This window comes from Nocardia carnea (genome assembly GCF_029868325.1).
Classification (GTDB): Bacteria; Actinomycetota; Actinomycetes; order Mycobacteriales; family Mycobacteriaceae; genus Nocardia; species Nocardia carnea_C.
Map to the genome: position 1 here is coordinate 20,418 of NZ_JARWNW010000208.1, position 17,446 is coordinate 37,863.

Below are 17,446 nucleotides of genomic sequence, written 5' to 3' on the forward strand. Positions count from 1 at the left end.
CAGACAGTATGGAAGACCGCTCGACCACCGCGTCCAAGGTGGTAGACCTGCGCACCGAAACCTTCGATTCCCCAGCGGCCGTCGCCATGACCGAAGCTGCGAACAGGACCAATCAGGCGCTCTATGGTCATCCGGACCAGTCACCGCTGGCACCCGATGAGTTTTCTCGGCAACGTCGCGGCCGTTTCTTGGTCGCCTACCTGGACGGCACCCCGGTGGGGTGTGGGGGATATCGCCGACATCATGATGACGCGACCGAAGCAACCGCCGAGATAAAGCGCATGTACGTGGATCCGCGAGTCCGCCGACAGGGCATTGCGCGAGCCTTGCTGCTCCGGCTCGAGCGCGACGCAGGGGCAGACGGCTACAGCGCCATTATTCTGGATACAGGCAGCAAACAGCATGCCGCACATTCGCTTTACGAAGCCAGTGGCTACCGGCGAACTGCGAGTTTCGGGATCTATCGCGACAAACCCGGCAACCGCGCATATCTCAAGAAGTTTTCAGCCGGCCCGCTCGATGGCTGAGCGCAAGTTGAAATCACTGCCGGGCCGCTGACAAGGAGATACATGCGTGCGATGACTGCCACCGATGCTTGCGATAACTCCGCTGCGGTTCTCGACGCCGCTACCGAGGACGACGACGAGGTCATCATCACACGGTCCGGCGGCCGAGAACCCGCGGTCGTGTTCAGTCTGCGCGAAGACGAGGCCATGAGAGAGACCGCTTACCTTCTTTCGTCGCGTACGAATGCGTGCCGCCTGGCGGAATCGATAGATAATGTCCGCGCCGGTCGTATCCGGGCCCGTGTCCCGGATTTCTAGATGATCGGTGCTGACGTGTTGTCGCGCTGTGCTTGTAGCAGTTGTGGCCGGTGTTTGCCGTCCTTGAGCCAGCGGTGGGAGCCCGGCTTGCGTGCTTCGGTCGCCAGGTGTTTGATACCTGCCTCGCAGGCGAATTCCTTGAGTTTCTTTCCCGCGAATCCGCTGAAATACAGGCGCATACCGGTTTCGTCCTTGTGGCCGAGCTGGTAGATGCCGGCTTCGCGGCCGAAGCTGAGGCACATGGCGGGGAAGGCGAGGTCTATCGGGGCCGGCTGTTCGCCCGCGATGCGGTGTAGCACGGTGTCGGCGGCGTGGGCGCCCAGGCAGTAGGCGGTGTAGGCGCTCATGCGGAACGGGAGGTTGGAGGGGGCCGAGGAGTCGCCTGCCGCGATGATGCGGTCGTCGTCGACGCTGGTCAGTGTTTCGTCGGTGAGCAGGCGGCCGGTGGTGTCGGTGCTCAGCCCGCTGCGCTTGGCCAGATCGGGGACATCGAAACCTGCTGTCCAGATGGTGAGTTCACTCGCGAGTGTCCGGCCGTCGGCGAGTTCGACGGCGTCCCGGGTGACTGCGGTGACGGTCGCGTCGGGGCCTTCGAGCACCGTTGCCCCCAGTCGGGCGAAGTACTTGCGGGCTGTCCGCCGGGCCTTCGGGTGCAGGTACGGGCCGAGGACACTGCCGCAGACCAAGGTGACCGCACGTCCCTGCTCGGCCAGTTCCGCGGCGGTTTCGATACCGGTCGGGCCGCCGCCGATCACCGTCACCGGCGCGGTCATGGGGATATCGAACAGGGCCGAGCGCAGCCGGTGCGCCGCCTCGAGTGTCGCTACGGGGTACGCGAATTCGGCCGCGCCGGGCACTCGCGATACGGCGCCGGAGCTGCCCACCGCGTAGATCAGGTAGTCGTAGTCGATCGCTGGGCCATCGGCCAGTGTCAGGCGGCGCTCGGCGGCATCGATCCGCGTCACACTGTCGACGACCAGCCGGACACCCTCGGCCAGGACATCCTGATAGTCGACGACCGCATCGTGGGTCCCACCCACCAGCTGGTGCAACCGCAGCCGGGGGACGAAGACCTCACGAGGATTGATCACGGTCACCGTCACGTCGTCGCGCTTGGTCAGGCGATTGGCCGCCATCACTCCGGCATATCCGCCGCCGACCACCACCACATCGATGTTGTTGCTCACGGTGTCTCCTTCGTTTCGAGGGTTCGAAAACAAGACAACGCAGCTTCGGAAAACCTGACATGGTGTGGTGTGGATCAGTAACTGGTCGACCGTGGCGATGTTGCGACCGGGCGGTGCAGAGAGTCGAGCGATCGATCAGAATTCGAGTTCGGCCCAGGGGATGGAGATGGGGAAGGGGTGCTCGATCTCGATAGCCGTGGTATTTGCGGGCGTCCACTCGTCGGCGAGGAGATAGTTGGTCTGGTGCAACGGTCGGACGCCTTCGTGGATCTGTCCCGGTGCGGTTTCCAGCACATAGGCGCGGACGGTCGCGATACGGCGGGGATTGCGGGCCAGATGCACTTCCCAGTACCAGGGGATACCGCTGCCCGCATAGCGGATCTTCTTCGCTTCGATATCGGTCTTGGTGTTGGAGGGAGACAGGACTTCACCTGCGAGTAGAACATCGCTCGCGTGAACGTCCTGGTATTCGGATTCGAGGCAGCGGAAGATCAGGAAATCCGGGGTGACGAAGTCGGATTTGTCATACGTCTTCAGGAAAATATTCGTTTCCATGCTCACCTGCCAGCAGTGCCCGGTGCGGCGGGCCATATCGTCGCGGGCATTCCGGCGCAGCGCCGACCAGAACGTTCCTGTGTACTGCTGATGCTCGAACGGCCCCCGGTCCGTCCAGACCACGCGGCCGTCCCAGAGTTCGATCTGGGCAGCGAGCTCCTCTGGAAGATTGTCGAGTTGCTCCCAAGTGAGGTATTCGGGCAGGTCCGGGCGCTTGACCTCCGTCGTGGGCATCCCGTCATGGTATTCGGCATGCAGGTATGCCCGGTATAAGAAGAGGCGCTCCGGACGCGGTGGCTACTTGCGGAGTGTGCGGACCAGTTTGCCCACCGTCGCGGGATCAGGGGTCGCGGCGGCCTGGCGGGTTTCCTCCTGGTCCTGGAGTGCGGCCGCGGGATCGATGACGTGGGTGTGGCGGATCGACGTCTCCGGATCCGAGAAGGCGGCGTAGGTCTTGTCGCCGAGGAGAGCGTGCAGGAGGTAGCCCGTGAGGAGGGCGCGGGTGGCGCGGGCCGTTTTCGGTTCGTGTTTGCCGCCGCCGAGAGCGGCGAGCAGGCGGCGGCCCTCGGCAAGGCCGTTGGGGCCGGCGCCTTCGAGGGTGCGCAGGATCACCGGACCCGACCAGGCCGCCGCGAGGGGGACCGCGTTGGAGTTGAGGGAGTCGATATCGGAGACGCCGGCCAGGATCAGGGCGGGCGTGTCGATATCGCGGGCCGCCGATTCGGCGGGCGGTGTGGTGGGGGCCGGGAACAACGGGGTGACCGCGGCCACGCGGCGCTGGGCGGCGGCGAGGACGGCGGCGCCCGCGCCCATACCGTGGCCGGCGAGGGCCAGCCGGTCGGGGTGCACGGTGACGGTGCCGTCGCCGAGGCGGACGCCGGTGCAGATATCGAGAGTGGTGAGCAGGTCGGTGGCCAGGTTCAGGTGGGAGGCCAGCGGGCCGCGTTCGGTATCCGGCGCGGCGGCGACGATGCCCCAGGACGCGAGGTGTTCCAGCAGCGTGCCGTAGTTGGCGGCGCCGTTGAGCCAGCCGTGGCCGAAGGCGACGGCCGGTAGGTCGCGGCCGCTCTCGGGCGTGTACACCACCCCGGGCTGGCCCGCGATGGCCAGATTCCCGCGGAGCACCCGGTGCGGGCCACGGCTGGTCAGAGTGCTCAGAAGTGATTTCACAGACGCCGACACGACGAGAAGGCTAGCCGATAAGTACTCTGGGGAGCCATGTGCGGAATCGTGGGGTACGTCGGGTACCGGGACGCTTTGGGCGTCGTCGTCGCTGCCTTGCGCCGCATGGAGTACCGAGGTTATGACTCCGCGGGCGTGGCGATTCTCGACGGCACCGGGCAGGCCGCGATCGAGCGGCGGGCCGGCCGGCTGAGCAATTTGGAAGAGGCGCTGGATGCCGCGGGCCCGGGCGTGTTCGCCGGGTCCACGGGAATGGGGCATACCCGCTGGGCCACGCACGGCGCGCCGACCGATCGCAACGCCCATCCGCATCAGGATGCGAGCGGCAAGGTCGCGGTCGTGCACAACGGGATCATCGAGAACTTCGTGGAACTGCGCCGCGAACTCGAGGACGCTGGGGTCGAGCTGCGCAGCGAAACCGATACCGAGGTCGCCGTGCACATGGTGTCGCGGGCCTACGCCGAAGGACCGACCGCGGGCGATTTCGAGGCCAGTGTGCTGGGAGTGCTGCAGCGGCTCGAGGGCGCGTTCACGGTGGTCTTCACCCACGCCGACCATCCGGGCACGATCGTGGCGGCCCGGCATTCGACCCCGCTCGTGGTGGGCGTCGGCGAGAACGAGATGTTCATCGCCTCCGATGTCACCGCGTTCATCGAACACACCCGCGAAGCAGTCGAGCTGGGCGAGGGCCAGGCCGTGGTGATCACCGCCGACGGCTACCGCGTCACCGATTTCCACGGCTCCACCGAGGGCGTGCACTCCCGGCCGTTCACCATCGACTGGGATCTGGCCGCCGCCGAGAAGGGCGGCCACGACTACTTCATGCTCAAGGAGATCGAGGAGCAGCCCGGCGCGGTCGCCGATACGCTCATCGGTCATTTCGACCAGACCCCCGGCCTGGACGGCCGGATCGTGCTGGACGAGCAGCGCCTTTCCGACCAGGAACTCCGCGATGTGGAGAAGGTGTTCGTGGTGGCCTGCGGCAGCGCCTACCACTCCGGTCTGGTCGCGAAGTACGCCATCGAGCACTGGACCCGGCTGCCCGTGGAAGTGGAGCTGGCCAGCGAATTCCGTTACCGCGACCCGGTGCTGGACCGTTCCACCCTGGTGGTCGCGGTATCGCAGTCGGGTGAGACCGCCGACACCCTGGAAGCCGTCCGGCACGCCAAGAGCCAGAAGGCGCGGGTGCTGGCGGTCTGCAATACCAACGGCGCGCAGATTCCCCGCGAATCCGATGCGGTGCTCTACACCCGCGCCGGGCCGGAGATCGGGGTCGCGTCCACCAAGGCGTTCCTCGCCCAGGTGACGGCGAACCTGCTGGTCGGGCTGGCGTTGGCGCAGGCGCGCGGCACCAAGTACCCCGACGAGGTGGCTCGCGAGTTCGCCGAGCTGGAGGCCATGCCGAAGCTGGTGGACCGGGTGCTGGAAACGGCCCCGCAGGTGCGGGCGATCGCCCGGGAACTGGCGCGGGAGCGGACCATCCTGTTCCTCGGTCGCCATGTCGGCTACCCGGTGGCGCTCGAGGGCGCGCTCAAGCTGAAGGAACTCGCGTATATGCACGCGGAGGGTTTCGCGGCTGGTGAGTTGAAGCACGGTCCGATCGCGTTGATCGAGGACGGGCTGCCGGTGATCGTGGTGATGCCGTCGCCGAAGGGGCGCGGGGTGCTGCACGCCAAACTGCTCAGCAATATCCGCGAGATCCAGGCCCGGGGCGCGCGCACGATCGTGATCGCCGAGGAGGGTGACGATCTGGTCCGGCCGTTCGCCGACGATCTGATCGAGATCCCGTCCGCGCCGACGCTGTACCAGCCGCTGCTGTCGACGGTTCCGTTGCAGATCTTCGCCGCCGAGGTGGCGCAGGCCCGCGGCTACGACGTGGACAAACCGCGTAACCTCGCCAAATCGGTGACGGTGGAGTAGGAACCCGACCGGTGCCGGCCGGGTGCGCCCGCCCGGTCAGGCTTCCTCGACGGTGATCGTTCCGCGCATATCCGGGTGGATCGGGCACAGGTAGCGGTATTCGCCCGGCGAGGTGAAGGTGTAGCTCCAATCGCCGACCTCGAACAGCGGGCTGTTCAGGCCCATCGCCTTGTCGCCGATGCCCTGGACACCGTGCGGGATATCGCCGTCGAAATGCCAGGACACGGTATCGCCCGCGGTGATGGTGATCTCGGCCGGTGCGAAAGCGTCCTCCTCGACGAAGACGGTGACCGTCGCCTCCGGGTTCTCCGTGCTCTCCGCCGACCCGGTGACCGACGTATCGGTGTGGGAAGGGGCGGGCTCGTCGGATCCGCAACCGGCCAGCAGGGCCGCCATGAGCGTGAGTGCGGCGACGGCGGCCGATGCGGCACGGTGAGGTCGGGGCATGACGGCCAAGCGTAGTCTGCTGGCGTCGTTGGCTGTCGACTGCGGAGGTGTGTTCGGTGAGCGAACTGTCCGGCTTTTACACCGCCGACGAGGTGCGCGCCGCGGAGGCCGAGTTGTTCACCCGGGTCCCCGCGGGGGAGCCGATGCGGCGCGCCGCCTACGGGCTGGCCACGGTGGTGGCGGCCGAACTGCGCTCCCGCAGTGGTGGAATCGCGGGCCGGAAGGTGGGCCTGCTGGTCGGTTCCGGGGACAACGGCGGGGATGCGCTGTGGGCGGGAGCAATGCTGCGCCGGCGCGGGTTGGCGGTTACAGCGGTGCTGTTGAAGCCGGAACGAGCGCATACCGCCGGACTTGCCGCATTGCGCCGGGCCGGGGGCCGGATATGTGCCGATCCTGCTGCGGCCCTTACGGAATTGTCCGGCGCGGATGTGGTCGTGGACGGGATCGTCGGGATATCGGGACGGGGGTCGTTGCGTCCCGATGCGGCAGGAATCATCGCGGGGGTGACTGTTCCGATCATCGCCGCCGACCTGCCGAGCGGTGTCGATCCGGATACCGGGGCGGTCGACGGGCCCGCGGTGCAGGCGGCGGTCACCGTCGCATTCGGTGCCCGGAAACCGGTGCACGCGCTGGCGGCGTCCCGTTGTGGCCGGATCGTGCTGGTGCCCATCGGTTTACGGCTGCCGGACCCGCAGCTCGCCGCGCTGGAACCGGCGCAAGTGGGGGCGGGCTGGCCGGTGCCCGGGGCGCAGGACGACAAGTACACGCAGGGAGTTGTCGGGGTGCATGCCGGCAGCGAGACCTATCCGGGCGCGGCAGTGCTCTGTACCGGGGCAGCGGTCGCCGCGACCTCAGGGATGGTTCGCTATGCCGGCACCGCAGGCCCGGCTGTCCTCGCGCAGTACCCGGAAGTGATCGCGACCCCCGATCTCGCCGCTACCGGCCGGGTTCAGTCGTGGGTATTCGGCCCCGGCTCCGGAACCGGCCGCGGCGCCCGCGATCGCCTCGCCGAGATCCTGGCCACCGATCTGCCGGTGGTCATCGATGCCGACGGTCTCACTCTGCTGGCGCAGGAACCGGAACTGGTCCGTGGTCGCCGGGCAGCCACGGTGCTCACCCCGCATGCCGGCGAGTTCGCCAGGCTCACCGGCCGCGAACCCGGCCCGGATCGGGTCGCGGCGGTGCGTGAACTCGCCGAAACCTGGCAGGTCACCGTGCTGCTGAAAGGACGGGCCACCCTGATCGCCGAACCCGGCAGGCCGGTCCTGGTCAACGAGGCCGGCGGATCTTGGGCGGCAACAGCCGGGGCCGGCGATGCGCTGTCGGGTGTTATCGGTGCTCTGCTCGCCGCGGGCCGGGAACCCGGATGGTCCGCGGCCGCGGCGGCGCGGGCGCACGCAACCGCCGCCGATATCGCCGCGCACGCCGCGGGTGCCGGCGCTGCGCCGATTTCGGCAGGTCCCCTGCTACGCCATCTTCCGCAGGCCATCGCGTATCTGCGGGCTTCGCCGCCCGCGCCATGAGGCGATAACTCGCAGGGCGCCGGCGGGTCCGCGGCGTCGAGATGGCAAAAAAGATCGGCGCCCGAGTCGGTTCGATCCCTGCGTCGCGCAGAATCGGCCGAGAATCTGCTCACTGTGCCGCTTTCTCGCGCGCTTTGGCAGGCGGTACATCGGGTCCGAAGAAGTTCATAGCTGAGATATCGCCGCTGCGCTGATGACGACGTCCGGCTGAGGCAGCTCCGCCGCCGCGGAGCAGAGGCAAGGGTCTGCACGATAAGCCGCCCGGTCTGTTTTCAGGCCCGGACCGTGTCCGGTGAACTCCGGTGCCACCGGACGGGCCGATGCAGGTCGGTGAGGCATAGGCAGGTGGGCATCGAACCGGACCATTCGAGGAGATGGCAGTATCGGCAGATGTGAATGGGCAAGTGGAGACGATCGTCGATCTGGATGCCATCGCGCACAATGTGGGCGTCCTGCGGGCACACGCCGGCGACGCCGCGGTGATGGTGGTGGTCAAGGCCGACGGTTACAACCACGGGGCCGTCGAGGTCGCGCGGGCGGCACTCGCCGCGGGGGCGGCCGAACTCGGGGTCACCACGATCGACGAGGCGGTGGCGCTGCGGGCCGCCGGGATCGAGGCACCGATCCTGTGCTGGCTCAATGTCTGTGACGCCGATTACGCCGCCGCCGTCGCTGCCGATATCGAGATCGGGATCTCCTCGCCGGAACAGCTGGCAGCGGTGGCCGCCGCCGCCCGCGAGCTGGGTCGCCGCGCGATCGTCACGCTGAAGGTCGACACCGGGCTCAACCGCAACGGTGTCGATCCGCTCGTCTATCCGACGGTGCTCGCCGACCTGCGGAAACTGGTCGACGAGGGCGTCGTCCGGTTCCGCGCGATCTTCTCCCATCTCGCCCATGCCGACGAGCCGTACCACCCGGTGATCGATCGGCAGCGCGACCGGTTCCTGGAAGCGATTGCCACCGCCAAGGAGTACGGGCTGGAACCCGAACTCGTGCATCTGGCGAACTCCGCGGCCACCCTGACCAGGCCGGATCTGGCTTTCGACATGGTGCGCCCGGGGATCGCCGTCTACGGCCTGACCCCCGTTCCGAATATCGGCGAATTCGATCTGCGGCCCGCGATGACCTTCCAGGCCGAGGTGGCGCTGGTCAAGGAGGTGGCCGCGGGGGAAGGCGTTTCCTACGGCCACGAGTGGATCGCGCCCGCCGACACCACGGTCGCGCTGATCCCGGCCGGCTACGCCGACGGGGTGTTCCGGACCCTCGGCAACCGGATGGAGGTGTGGGTCGCCGGCCGGCGGCGGCCGAACCGGGGCCGGGTCTGTATGGACCAGCTCGTGGTCGACCTCGGTGACAACAGCGATGGGGTGGTGGAGGGCGATACCGCCATCCTGTTCGGCCCCGGCACCCGCGGGGAACCGCGTGCCCAGGACTGGGCGGATCTGCTCGGCACCATCCACTACGAAGTGGTGTGCGCGCCGCGCGGCCGGGTACACCGGCGCTATCGGGGAGGAACGCGGTGAAACCACGGACGACACTGTTACGCGGCGGCCTGGCCACGGCCGGTGTGGTGGGCGCCATGGCCGGTGTGCACGCATTGCGCCGGGCCGGCGCGAAAGTGCTGTGGCCGCCGGTGCGCGACGAATACCGGGACGAGAACTTCGCGCTGATCGATCTCGACCGCGCCGGCGAGGTGATCGCCGACGACGGTGTCTGCCTGGCCACCCGCGAATGGGGCACCGGCGATGCCGAGGCGACCGTGGTTTTCGTCCACGGCTTCTGTAACAGCATGGAGTCCTTCCATTTCCAGCGCCGGCATCTGGCGCAACGCTGGGGGTCGCGGCTGCGGCTGGTGCTGTTCGATCTGCGCGGGCACGGCCGGTCGGGCACCCCGGAAACCGATAGCTGCACGGTGAACCAGCTCGGCCGCGATCTGCTCACGGTGATCGACGCCAAGGCGCCGCGCGGTCCGCTGATCCTGGTCGGGCATTCGCTCGGCGGGATGGCGGTGCTGGCCGCCGCCGCGCATGCGGGTGACCTGTTCGCGCAGCGGGTGCGGGCGGTCGCCCTGTTGTCCACTGCCGCCGCGGAGGTGACCTCCGCCGGGATCGGCCAGCTGCTGCGCAACCCGGCGATCGACGGATTCCGGCTGGCCGTGCACACCGCGCCGGCATTGGTGCAGGCCGGACGGGTCACCGCCCGGCACATCATCACGCCGATCCTGCATGTGAGCTCGTTCCACGGCCCGGTGAGCCCGACCCTGTCGCGGTTCACCACCATGATGATCGACCGGACGCCGGTGGAAACCGTGGTGAAGTTCCTGAAGGCCATCGAATTACACGACGAGGCCGCGGCACTGCCGGTGCTGCGCGATCTTCCGGTGCTGGTACTCGGCGGTATCCGCGATCTGGTGATCCCGTTCCGCAATTCCCGTGCGCTGGCCCGGGAATTGGCCGATTGCGAACTCGTCCGGCTGCCGGAGTGCGCGCATATGCCGCAGTTGCAGTATCCGGACGAGACGAATGCCGCCCTGGACCGGCTGCTGTTACGCGCCGGGGTGGTCGGCGAGGACGATCTGAGTGAGGCCGCCGGTGGCTGAGCACAGCGAGAGGCACCCCACCGCATCCGAGCGGCGCTGCGAACGCGAACTGCCGACCGTCGCCGATACCGAGGCACTCGGCCGCGAACTCGCGAGCGGCCTGCGCGCGGGTGATCTGGTGGTACTCGACGGTCCGCTCGGGGCCGGTAAGACCGCGCTCACCCGCGGTATCGCCGCGGGTCTGGGAGTCGGGGGCCGGGTCAGTTCACCGACCTTCGTGATCGCCCGCCGCCATCCCTCGGGCCCGCGGGCGGACGGTCCGCCGGTGCCGCTGGTTCATGTCGACGCGTATCGCCTCGGCGGCAGCCTGGACGAACTCGATGCCCTCGATCTCGATACCGAACTCGACGATGCGGTCGTCGTGGTGGAGTGGGGCAGCGGTGTGGTGGAACGGCTGACAGGCCGCCATCTACTGGTGCGAATGGCCCGCGAACCGGAATCCGAAGTGCGGACGGCTACTTGGGAGTGGGTGGCCATCGGCCCCGGCGAGTAGCCGTGCGCCACCACCGTGTGCGGTCGGTCACCCGGTATCGTGGACCAAATCATGCTTGCACTTGCTGTCGACACCGCGACGCCTGCCGTCACGGCGGGACTGGTCGAGCTGGAGCAGGCGGCGGCCGGTGCGAACAGCCCGGACACCGCCCGCCCGCGGACCCTCGCCGTCCGGACGCTCGTCGATGCCCGCGCCCACGCCGAAGCACTCACCCCGCAGATTCTGGAATGTATTTCCGAAGCGGGGATCGCCCGTACGGATATCGCGGCAGTGGTGGCCGGGATCGGCCCCGGACCGTTCACGGGGCTGCGCGTCGGGATGGCCACCGCCGCCGCGTTCGGTGATGCGCTGGGTATTCCGGTGCACGGTGTGTGCAGCCTGGATGCCCTCGCCGCCGACTGTGCCGGTGAACTCGGACCGGACGACGAACTGCTGGTCGTCACCGACGCCCGTCGCCGCGAGGTGTACTCCGCGCGCTACCGCGGCCGCCGCATCGCCGGACCCGAGGTCGGCAAACCCGCCGACCTGGATATCGCCGGCGCCACCAAGGTCGCCGGGTCCGCCGCGCATACCGCATTGTTCGACCTGCCCGTGCTGCCCGCGCAGACCCCGTCGCCCGCCGGTCTGGTGCAGGTGGCGGCGCCCGCGTTGCTTTCGGGCGCGACCCCGGAGCCGCTGGTTCCGATGTACCTGCGGCGACCGGACGCGGTCGAAAAAAGCTACCGCACCCTCGACCGGATGGGAGCGTGACGATGGGGATCCGGATAGAACCCATGGCACCGGCCGATATCGCCGGCTGCGTGGAATTGGAGCAGCTGCTGTTCCCGGAGGACGATCCGTGGCAGGCCGTATCGTTCCACTCGGAACTGGCCGCCCGCTACAACCGCTACATCACCGCGCGCGACGAGTCCGGGAGGATGGTCGGCTACGCGGGGATCGCGCTGCTGGGTGATGCCGAGCATCCGGAAGCCGAGGTGCACACCATCGGGGTCGATCCGGCCTGCCATCGCGCCGGTATCGGCACGATTCTGCTCGAGGCGCTGCTGGCCGAGGCCGGGCGCCGCGGCGGGCCGGTGTTCTTGGAGGTGCGCACCGATAACGCGCCGGCGATCGCGCTGTACGCCAAACACGGTTTCCACATCATCGGCCTGCGCAAGAACTACTACCACCCCAGTGGGGCCGACGCGTACACGATGCGCCGCCCCGCGCTGGAAGATGTTCCGGCGGGCGTCGTCCCGCGTACTCCGGACGGGGTGCTGTCGTGATCGTCATGGGGATCGAGAGTTCCTGTGACGAGACCGGCGTCGGAATCGTGCGGCGCCATCCGGACGGCAGCTGCGAACTTCTCGCCGACGAGGTGGCCTCGAGCGTCGCCGAACATGCCCGCTTCGGTGGGGTGGTTCCCGAGATTGCGTCGCGCGCCCATCTCGAGGCGATCGTGCCGGCCATGCGCCGCGCGCTGTCCACCGCCGGGATCGCCGCTCCCGACGCCCTCGCGGTGACTATCGGACCCGGTCTCGCGGGTGCGCTGCTGGTGGGGGTGGCGGCCGCCAAAGCCTATGCCGCGGCCTGGGATATCCCGTTCTACGCGTTGAACCACCTCGGCGGTCATGTCGCCGTGGATACGCTCGAGCACGGCCCGATGCCGCCGTGTGTGGCACTGTTGGTTTCCGGTGGGCATACGCATCTGCTACATGTCGAGGATCTGTCGCGGCCACTGATCGAATTGGGCAGCACGGTCGACGACGCTGCCGGCGAGGCATTCGACAAGGTGGCGCGCCTGCTCGGCCTCGGATACCCCGGCGGCCCCGCGCTCGACGCGGCCGCGGTCACCGGCGACCCGACGGCGATCGCCTTCCCCCGCGGAATGACCGGTCCGCGCGACGCCCGCCACGATTTCTCCTTCTCCGGCCTGAAAACCGCAGTCGCCCGGTACGTGGAGGCGCAGCACCGGCAGGGAGTCGAGGAGTTGCCGATACCCGAAATCGCGGCCTCGTTCCAGGAGGCGGTCGCGGATGTGCTGACCATGAAGGCGGTTCGCGCGGCCCAGGATGTGGGCGTGGACACGCTGGTGCTCGGTGGTGGCGCCACCGCGAACACCCGGATCCGTTCCATGGCCGAAGAGCGATGTGCCGCGGCGGGTTTGACGCTGCGGATACCGAAACCGCGGCTGTGCACCGATAACGGCGTGATGATCGCCGCGCTGGGTGCCCATGTGATCGGCGGCGGTGCCGAAGCCTCGCCGCTGTCGGTGGCGAGCGATCCGGGTCTACCGGTATCGGTCAGCCAGGTGAGCTGAGCGGCCCATCGGTTTCGCGGCACCGACGTCGCCATCCGACGCAAGCAGCCGCACTGTCCGGCGCGGCGCGATCCGAACATACCGATACCGCAGCGATATGGTCGGAACTGGTGAACCGATGGCGACCGAGCCGCGACCCGCAGGGGCCGTTGATATCGCGGGCCGCGTGGGGCAGAGGCGCTAACCCGCGGACCCCGTCCCGGGAAGCCTTGGTGGCGGCGCGGGCGGCGGGGGTGTGACCTGGAAGGTGGTTTCGGTGCTCTGGGTGCCTTCCTCGGAGGGCTTGTCCGAGGTGGACGGTGCGTCCGGGGTGGGTTGGTCTTCGAGGGGCAGCGGCGGTGCGAGGACGCCCGGGCCCAGCCCTTCAGGGAACGGGATGGGTGGCAGGTTCGGGTCCGGGCGCAGGGTCGGCTGCGAAGACGGCGGCGTGGGGGAGGTGGTGCCGGTGATCGTCGTCGTCGGCTCGGTGGGCGAGGTCGGTTCGCCGGTGGTGGAAGGTGCCGTGCCGGTATCGGGTTCGGTGGTCACCGGCGGTTCGTAGGTGGGCTGGTAGGTCGGTACGTAGGGGGCACCGGTTTCGGCGGGTTCTTCGATCGGTTGCGGGGCCGCCTCGGTGGTGGTGGGGGCAACAGAGGTGGTAGGGGCGGCCGTGGTGGTGGGCGGGACCTGTGCGCTGCTGGTCGTTCCCGCGGGGGAGACCTCGTCGTCGGAATTCGGTGTGCCGGTGTTCACTCCGTATCCGACGATCAGCCCGACGACCACGATCGCGCCGGCGACCGTACCGAATGCCTTGAGCAGGGTGTTCCCGGACTTGTCGGGGGTGAGTGCGCCGATCGGCGTGGCGGAGCTGGCGGTATCGGCCAGCAGCGCGGCGCCCTTGGCGATCACGGCATCCGGGTCCGGCACCGTCAGGACGGGCAGATCCAGTTCGCTGCGCAGGGTTTCCAGTACCGCCGGGATATTCGCCCCGCCGCCGATCACCACGACGGCTTCCGGTGTCCGGTCGGCCAGGCCGAAGGTCATCGAGGTGAACCGCGCCAGTTCTCGCAGCAGGCGGGCGGCGAGGAGTTCGAAATCGGTACGGGTGAGTTTGAGCGGCCGGCCGGCGATATGGTCGATGGTGACGGCCTGCGTGACCGACAGATGCTCTTTGGCGGTGCGCGCCCGGTTGATCAGCACACTCCGGTTGGGCCGGGTGCCGCGCCGGGCATAGTGCTGATCGACCAGATGCCGGTACAGCAGATCGTCGATCGCGCGCCCGCTGACCGTCGTGGTGCGGGCGGTGTGCAGGACCGTACCGTCGGCCGGGTCGGCCACCGAGACCGTGCAGCCGGAAGCGCCGAGGTCGATCACCGCGACGGTGCCGTATCGGTCCAGCAGGCCGGTATCTCGCAGGAAGGTGAGCGCCGCGGTGGTCTCCGGAACCAGTTGCGGTTCGCGATGTTTGCCGGTGGCCATCCGGATCGCCTGGGCCTGTTCTTTACCGCGGTAGGCCACGGCGACGCCGGTGGGCGGGCGTTCGGCGACGACGTCGAGGCCGGAGGTCCGGGGGGCGGGAACATGCGGTCCGAAAACGGCTTCGTGCTGATGGCTCCCGGGCAGCTGGGTGGTCATCAGCTCGATCGAGGACGCGACGAGATCGCCGAGGTCGGAATGTGCCTCCGCCGAGACGACCCGGTAGTCGAACTTCCGCGCACCGTTGGCCGCGGTGGTGACCAGTGCGGAGCACACCACCTCGTTCCCGGCGGAGATGCCGAGCGACGTACGCATATTCTCTTCACCTCCTTTCGAGCGGAACCTCGTCGTTCGCGCCGGCCTGTCCGGACATGGGGCGAGGCTGTTCACGAGACCACCGCCGTCTGCGGGAAGCGGTGGGCTCGCGAACAACCATCACCCATGGTGCCACGATCTGTTATCCGAACGTTACAGAGTCGGAGAATCATTGGGAAGCCCTGTTTCTCTCGGGTTACCCGCCGTAGTCCGCCCCAACCCGGCGACCAGCGGCCGCGTTCTGTGGCGTGTTGGTGACAGCAAGATCATTTCGCCGGGAATGCCGCCGATCGGCGGGTTGGCACCGCCTGCCCTTGAGCGCTGGCACTCTCATGTATAGAGTGCTAGCTGGCACCGATTGTTGCCCGGTGCCAGGCTTGACTACTGAGCAGGCGGTCCCGGCACCCGCGACGACGGGGCTATGCGCAGGGTCAGCATCGTGACCGAATCGATGGTCCGGGACAACAGTTCCGGACGACCGTTATCCCCTGAAAGTGGAGGGCTCAACGTGGCGAGCGTGAACATCAAGCCGCTCGAGGACAAGATCCTCGTCCAGGCCAACGAGGCCGAGACGACGACCGCCTCCGGCCTGGTCATCCCTGATACGGCCAAGGAGAAGCCGCAGGAAGGCACCGTTGTCGCCGTCGGCCCCGGCCGGTGGGACGACGAAGGTGAAAAGCGCATCCCGCTGGATGTCGCAGAGGGCGACACCGTCATCTACAGCAAGTACGGCGGTACCGAGATCAAGTACCAGGGTGAGGAATACCTGATCCTGTCCGCGCGCGACGTGCTGGCTGTCGTCGGCAAGTAATCCGACTGCCGCGCATGCATTCCGCCCCGGTGTCGAACGCTGACCCGGGGCGGAGTGCGTTGTGCCACACAACTCGAAGCGCACCAGATACAGGAGCGAAGACATATGGCAAAGCAGATCCAGTTCGACGAGCAGGCTCGCCGGGCACTGGAGCGCGGTGTCGACAAGCTCGCCGATGCGGTCAAGGTCACTCTCGGCCCGCGCGGCCGGCACGTGGTGCTGGCCAAATCGTTCGGCGGCCCCACCGTCACCAACGACGGTGTCACCATCGCGCGTGATATCGATCTCGAGGATCCGTTCGAGAACCTCGGCGCCCAGCTGGTCAAGAGCGTCGCCACCAAGACCAACGACGTGGCCGGTGACGGCACCACCACCGCCACCGTGCTCGCCCAGGCGATGGTGCGCGGCGGTCTGAAGAACATCGCGGCCGGTGCCAACCCGATCGCCATCGGCGCGGGCCTGGCCCAGGCCGCCGACGCGGTTTCCGAGGCCCTGCTGGCCGCGGCCACCCCGGTCAGCGGCGAACAGGCCATCGCCCAGGTCGCCACCGTTTCCTCGCGGGACGAGGAGATCGGCGAGATGGTCGGCAAGGCGCTGACCACGGTCGGCAAGGACGGTGTGGTCACCGTCGAGGAGTCCTCCACCCTGCAGACCGAACTGGTGGTCACCGAGGGTGTCCAGTTCGACAAGGGCTACCTCTCGCCGTACTTCATCACCGATAGCGACAGCCAGGAAGCCGTGCTGGAGGATGCGCAGATCCTCCTGCACCGCGAGAAGATCAGCTCCCTGCCGGACCTGCTGCCGCTGCTGGAGAAGATCGCCGAATCCGGTAAACCGGTTCTGATCATCGCCGAGGATGTCGAGGGGGAGGCGCTGTCCACCCTGGTGGTCAACTCCATCCGCAAGACTCTCAAGGCCGTCGCGGTCAAGGCGCCGTTCTTCGGTGACCGCCGCAAGGCGTTCCTCGACGATCTGGCCGTCGTCACCGCCGGTACCGTGGTCAACCCCGAGCTGGGTATCAACCTGCGTGAGTCGGGCCTCGAGGTGCTGGGTTCGGCGCGCCGCGTGGTGGTCACCAAGGACACCACCACGATCGTCGACGGCGCCGGCACCCAGGACGATATCGCCGCCCGCAGCGCGCAGCTGCGCCGCGAGATCGAGGCCACCGATTCCGATTGGGACCGGGAAAAGCTCGAGGAGCGGCTGGCCAAACTGGCCGGCGGTGTCGCGGTGATCCGGGTCGGCGCGGCCACCGAGACCGCGCTCAAGGAGCGTAAGTACCGGGTCGAGGATGCGGTCAGCGCGGCCAAGGCGGCCGTCGAGGAGGGCATCGTGCCCGGCGGCGGTACCGCTCTCGTGCAGGCCGGTACCAAGCTCGACAGCCTGATCGCCGGCCTGTCCGGTGACGAGGCCGTCGGTGCCGAGGTGCTGCGCGGCGCGCTGCGGGCGCCGCTGTACTGGATCGCCAGCAACGCCGGCCTCGACGGTGCCGTTGTGGTGAGCAAGGTCGGTGAGGGCAAGGAGGGCTTCAACGCCGCCACCCTCACCTACGGTGATCTGCTCACCGACGGTGTCGTGGACCCGGTCAAGGTGACCCGCTCGGCCGTGATCAACGCCGCCTCGGTGGCGCGGATGGTGCTCACCACCGAAAGTGCCGTGGTGGACAAGCCCGCCGAAGAAGAAGACGACCACGGGCACGGTCACGCCCACTGACCCGAGTTCCCGGCCGCTCGCCGGCCGGGGCCGGTAGGGACACAGAGAACGGGGCGGTCACCCACTGGGCGGGATGTGGACGGCCCGGTGTCGTATCGGCCGCCGCGCGCCGCCGGGGGGGTA

Annotated in this window: 17 protein-coding genes; 12 read left to right on the top strand and 5 right to left on the bottom strand. The window is 68.3% G+C overall.

Annotated features, from left to right (window positions below; translation table 11 throughout):
- Window positions 1-8: 8 nt before the first annotated feature.
- A complete protein-coding gene (locus QH196_RS17485) occupies window positions 9-527 on the top strand; it encodes a GNAT family N-acetyltransferase (RefSeq protein WP_280416868.1) in 519 nt (172 codons plus the stop codon).
- 42 nt (window positions 528-569) lie between these two features.
- Window positions 570-824, top strand: a complete 255-nt coding sequence (locus QH196_RS17490) for a type II toxin-antitoxin system Phd/YefM family antitoxin (RefSeq protein ID WP_280416869.1) — start codon at window positions 570-572, stop codon at window positions 822-824.
- Here the strand turns inward: QH196_RS17490 and QH196_RS17495 are convergent.
- From QH196_RS17495 to QH196_RS17505, 3 genes are all read right to left on the bottom strand, one after another.
- Entirely contained in the window at window positions 821-2,011 is a 1,191-nt protein-coding gene (locus tag QH196_RS17495) for an NAD(P)/FAD-dependent oxidoreductase (RefSeq protein ID WP_280416870.1), read from the bottom strand. The two genes, QH196_RS17490 and QH196_RS17495, sit on opposite strands and share 4 nt — an antisense overlap.
- A gap of 135 nt (window positions 2,012-2,146) precedes the next feature.
- Complete coding sequence (locus QH196_RS17500; protein ID WP_280416871.1) at window positions 2,147-2,800, bottom strand: Uma2 family endonuclease; 654 nt, start codon at window positions 2,798-2,800, stop codon at window positions 2,147-2,149.
- A gap of 63 nt (window positions 2,801-2,863) precedes the next feature.
- Window positions 2,864-3,748 (bottom strand): hypothetical protein, encoded by an 885-nt coding sequence (locus QH196_RS17505; protein WP_280416872.1) that lies wholly within the window; start codon window positions 3,746-3,748, stop codon window positions 2,864-2,866.
- A gap of 36 nt (window positions 3,749-3,784) precedes the next feature.
- On the opposite strand from QH196_RS17505, the gene glmS reads away from it, so the two are divergent.
- Entirely contained in the window at window positions 3,785-5,668 is a 1,884-nt protein-coding gene (gene glmS, locus QH196_RS17510) for a glutamine--fructose-6-phosphate transaminase (isomerizing) (RefSeq protein WP_280416873.1), read from the top strand.
- Window positions 5,669-5,704: 36 nt separating this feature from the next.
- Here the strand turns inward: glmS and QH196_RS17515 are convergent, their stop codons facing one another.
- On the bottom strand, window positions 5,705-6,115 hold the full coding sequence (locus QH196_RS17515; protein WP_280416874.1) for a cupredoxin domain-containing protein: 411 nt from the start codon (window positions 6,113-6,115) through the stop codon (window positions 5,705-5,707).
- Between the two features lie 65 nt (window positions 6,116-6,180).
- Here QH196_RS17515 and QH196_RS17520 point away from each other — a divergent pair, with 65 nt between their 5' ends.
- The 7 genes from QH196_RS17520 (at window position 6,181) to tsaD (ending at window position 13,029) form a co-directional block, all read left to right on the top strand.
- Window positions 6,181-7,638: an NAD(P)H-hydrate dehydratase gene (locus tag QH196_RS17520; protein ID WP_280416882.1), complete on the top strand. Its 1,458-nt coding sequence runs from the start codon at window positions 6,181-6,183 to the stop codon at window positions 7,636-7,638.
- Between the two features lie 374 nt (window positions 7,639-8,012).
- Window positions 8,013-9,161: an alanine racemase gene (gene alr, locus QH196_RS17525; RefSeq protein WP_280416875.1), complete on the top strand. Its 1,149-nt coding sequence runs from the start codon at window positions 8,013-8,015 to the stop codon at window positions 9,159-9,161.
- Window positions 9,162-9,217: 56 nt separating this feature from the next.
- The gene (locus QH196_RS17530) at window positions 9,218-10,237 is read left to right on the top strand and encodes an alpha/beta fold hydrolase (protein ID WP_280416883.1); all 1,020 of its coding nucleotides are present in this window, start codon (window positions 9,218-9,220) and stop codon (window positions 10,235-10,237) included.
- Entirely contained in the window at window positions 10,230-10,730 is a 501-nt protein-coding gene (gene tsaE / locus QH196_RS17535; RefSeq protein WP_280416876.1) for a tRNA (adenosine(37)-N6)-threonylcarbamoyltransferase complex ATPase subunit type 1 TsaE, read from the top strand. Before QH196_RS17530 ends, tsaE begins: the two co-directional genes overlap by 8 nt.
- 51 nt (window positions 10,731-10,781) lie before the next feature.
- Window positions 10,782-11,480 (top strand): tRNA (adenosine(37)-N6)-threonylcarbamoyltransferase complex dimerization subunit type 1 TsaB, encoded by a 699-nt coding sequence (tsaB, locus tag QH196_RS17540; RefSeq protein WP_280416877.1) that lies wholly within the window; start codon window positions 10,782-10,784, stop codon window positions 11,478-11,480.
- Between the two features lie 2 nt (window positions 11,481-11,482).
- The gene (rimI, locus tag QH196_RS17545; protein ID WP_280416878.1) at window positions 11,483-11,995 is read left to right on the top strand and encodes a ribosomal protein S18-alanine N-acetyltransferase; all 513 of its coding nucleotides are present in this window, start codon (window positions 11,483-11,485) and stop codon (window positions 11,993-11,995) included.
- Window positions 11,992-13,029, top strand: a complete 1,038-nt coding sequence (gene tsaD / locus QH196_RS17550) for a tRNA (adenosine(37)-N6)-threonylcarbamoyltransferase complex transferase subunit TsaD (protein ID WP_280416879.1) — start codon at window positions 11,992-11,994, stop codon at window positions 13,027-13,029. The genes rimI and tsaD overlap by 4 nt, the downstream gene beginning before the upstream one ends.
- 180 nt (window positions 13,030-13,209) lie before the next feature.
- On the opposite strand, the gene QH196_RS17555 is transcribed toward tsaD, so the two are convergent.
- The gene (locus QH196_RS17555) at window positions 13,210-14,799 is read right to left on the bottom strand and encodes an Hsp70 family protein (RefSeq protein ID WP_280416880.1); all 1,590 of its coding nucleotides are present in this window, start codon (window positions 14,797-14,799) and stop codon (window positions 13,210-13,212) included.
- A 508-nt stretch (window positions 14,800-15,307) separates the two neighbouring features.
- On the opposite strand from QH196_RS17555, the gene groES reads away from it, so the two are divergent.
- Both groES and groL read left to right on the top strand, forming a co-directional pair.
- Entirely contained in the window at window positions 15,308-15,610 is a 303-nt protein-coding gene (gene groES / locus QH196_RS17560; RefSeq protein WP_033243423.1) for a co-chaperone GroES, read from the top strand.
- Between the two features lie 105 nt (window positions 15,611-15,715).
- The gene (groL, locus tag QH196_RS17565; RefSeq protein WP_280416881.1) at window positions 15,716-17,323 is read left to right on the top strand and encodes a chaperonin GroEL; all 1,608 of its coding nucleotides are present in this window, start codon (window positions 15,716-15,718) and stop codon (window positions 17,321-17,323) included.
- Window positions 17,324-17,446 lie beyond the last annotated feature (123 nt).

Coding starts and splice junctions, on each gene's coding strand:
- QH196_RS17485 (WP_280416868.1), top strand. CDS start 9: ATGGAAGACCGCTCGACCACCGCGTCCAAGGTGGTAGACCTGCGCACC.
- QH196_RS17500 (WP_280416871.1), bottom strand. CDS start 2,800: ATGCCCACGACGGAGGTCAAGCGCCCGGACCTGCCCGAATACCTCACT.
- QH196_RS17530 (WP_280416883.1), top strand. CDS start 9,218: ATGGCCGGTGTGCACGCATTGCGCCGGGCCGGCGCGAAAGTGCTGTGG.
- rimI (WP_280416878.1), top strand. CDS start 11,483: ATGGGGATCCGGATAGAACCCATGGCACCGGCCGATATCGCCGGCTGC.
- QH196_RS17555 (WP_280416880.1), bottom strand. CDS start 14,799: ATGCGTACGTCGCTCGGCATCTCCGCCGGGAACGAGGTGGTGTGCTCC.
- QH196_RS17490 (WP_280416869.1), top strand. CDS start 570: ATGCGTGCGATGACTGCCACCGATGCTTGCGATAACTCCGCTGCGGTT.
- alr (WP_280416875.1), top strand. CDS start 8,013: ATGGCAGTATCGGCAGATGTGAATGGGCAAGTGGAGACGATCGTCGAT.
- QH196_RS17515 (WP_280416874.1), bottom strand. CDS start 6,115: ATGCCCCGACCTCACCGTGCCGCATCGGCCGCCGTCGCCGCACTCACG.
- groL (WP_280416881.1), top strand. CDS start 15,716: ATGGCAAAGCAGATCCAGTTCGACGAGCAGGCTCGCCGGGCACTGGAG.
- glmS (WP_280416873.1), top strand. CDS start 3,785: ATGTGCGGAATCGTGGGGTACGTCGGGTACCGGGACGCTTTGGGCGTC.
- tsaB (WP_280416877.1), top strand. CDS start 10,782: ATGCTTGCACTTGCTGTCGACACCGCGACGCCTGCCGTCACGGCGGGA.